The sequence below is a fragment of the Dyella sp. ASV21 genome (assembly GCF_016428975.1).
In the GTDB taxonomy this organism is placed as follows: domain Bacteria; phylum Pseudomonadota; class Gammaproteobacteria; order Xanthomonadales; family Rhodanobacteraceae; genus Dyella.
In genome coordinates, this window is the sequence record NZ_JAELTT010000154.1 from 1 (window position 1) to 1367 (window position 1367).

Annotated in this window: 1 protein-coding gene; it reads left to right on the top strand. The window is 57.9% G+C overall.

The window, feature by feature from the left end; genetic code table 11:
- Positions 1-1262, top strand: a 1262-nt coding sequence (locus JHD67_RS21355) for a hypothetical protein (protein ID WP_199101154.1), incomplete at its 5' end; no start/stop codon positions are given.
- Between the last annotated feature and the right edge of the window lie 105 nt (positions 1263-1367).

Below are 1367 nucleotides of genomic sequence, written 5' to 3' on the forward strand. Positions count from 1 at the left end.
TGCTGGGGCCGGACGCCTTGGCCGCCCGTGACCAGTATCGCGGCCGTGTGCCGCACATCCGCGCCATCACCTCGCCGCTGGACGGCAGCACGGTCTACGTGGACCTCAACGCGGCCGGCGTGCAGGTGCATAGCGATGCGGATTTCCCCGACTGGCAGGGCTGGGCCTTTATCGACGACGACACCGACGGCAACAGCCGATGCGACTCCGCGCGCCTGCTCCAACTCGTGCTGGACGAGCTACCGCCCGAGCCCCCCGTGCCCGGCGCCACGCCCGAGGCGCAGCGTCGCCAGCGCCTGATTCGCGCGCACATCGCTGCCCAGATGGACCCGATCCGTCAGCGCCTCTCGCGTTGCATCGTGAAGATGCCCACGGAATGGGCGCGGGAGGATTTCGATCAACGCTGGGGCTGGATCAAAAGCGGCGAAGGCGAACTGCCGCCGAACGTCCTATGGAGCAACTGCTTTACACCCGAAGCCTACGACAAGCTCAAACGCCACCACGCCGCCCTCAGTTTCTGGGAAGACGCCCAGGCCGACGGGCTCACGCTGGACAAGACCCACTACCACTTCCATCCCGCGGTGTTCGTGGAGGTGTTTAGGAAGTGTGGGTGGTTGAGCGAGAGTGAGTTAAAGCAAGCCGTTCCAGCGCGCGTGTTACGTGGCATTGGACCAGGAATACCGTCAGATATCAGATATGAGTCGACACGTAGGGAGTCTGGCAAGCTAATAGCGGAATACAGAAATGAACTAAACAAAGCTCTGCGAAAATATTCGATAAATACACCAGCCCGCATGGCTGCGTTTTTAGGTAACTCAGTGCAGGAAACCGCGTGGTTCCGTGTCGCTATTGAGGAGGGGTCCAATACCAATTGGTATGCGCCATGGCTTGGCCGAGGGTTTCTACAGTTGACTCACGCTGGCAACTATGTGCGCTATTGGCGGTGGCGTGGACGCGTTATACCAAAGTCACTTGAAAGTCGCTTAAGCGAAGCATCACGCGCCGCCGATGCGGCAAAAAATAATTCTTTTCTACAGGATGAAAGGTTTACGGAACTTACCCTGGAAATGATCGCGTGGCGCAACCAAGTTGGTGGCGCAGAGCGACCGGAAACCGAGGAAGATAGGGTTTCGCCAACGGATAGTGCTGGCTTCTATTGGTTAATGAATGGGGCGAATAAAGAGGCAGATAGTTTGGCCGCCAATACGCGACGTCCATTTACAATCAATGCGCACAGTCATGACCTGAGACGAAACGTGTAGCCACTTTGAAGGTGAGTTCTCTACCCTAAACAGGCAAGGAGAACCCATGAAGAAGCGACACACCGAAGAGCAGATCATCACGATCCTGCGGGAGGCAGAGCGCGG